Consider the following 509-nt stretch of genomic DNA (forward strand, 5'->3'; position numbering starts at 1 on the left):
TGAAAACCCGCCTTCGTAAGCCGCTTGTTGCCGGGCTGCTCGCCGTCTGCACCGTCGCGGGCGCGTCGTCGATCGCTTACGCCGTCACGGGGTCCGAGGCGTCACCGGCCGCGGCCGATGCCGCGGAATCGATGCCGTACGCGGTCGAGGACTTCCAGCATCCGGGTGCCGACCGGATCCTCCAGGAGAAGGGCATCACCGTCCACCGGGGGGACGGGCACGTCTTCTTCGCGGAGTGCGACGGTTCGCCGGAGCAGATACAGGTCTGGACGCGCAAGAGCACCGAGGGCATGTACTGCTTCCAGACCACCTCCACCTCGGGCTTCCTCACCGTCGAGGTGCCCGAGGTCTACGCCCTGCAGACCGCGGAGACGGCGGTGCACGCCGAGTTGAGCGCGGCGGGCAAGTCCCAGGAGATCGACCTGGCCAAGAACGACTTCCAGGGCGTCGGCGAAGGGGTCGGCGGCGCTGCCGCCGTCCTGCTGGAACTCCGCGTCACCGGCTGACCC

General features: G+C 69.2%; 1 protein-coding gene. It reads left to right on the forward strand.

Translation table 11 applies throughout. The annotated features are described in order from the left end of the window. Positions 1-506, forward strand: a 506-nt coding sequence (locus tag ACP4IX_RS36650; protein WP_426527309.1) for a hypothetical protein, incomplete at its 5' end; no start/stop codon positions are given. Between the last annotated feature and the right edge of the window lie 3 nt (positions 507-509).

The sequence above is a fragment of the Streptomyces sp. WG5 genome (assembly GCF_049974565.1).
Lineage (GTDB): Bacteria > Actinomycetota > Actinomycetes > Streptomycetales > Streptomycetaceae > Streptomyces.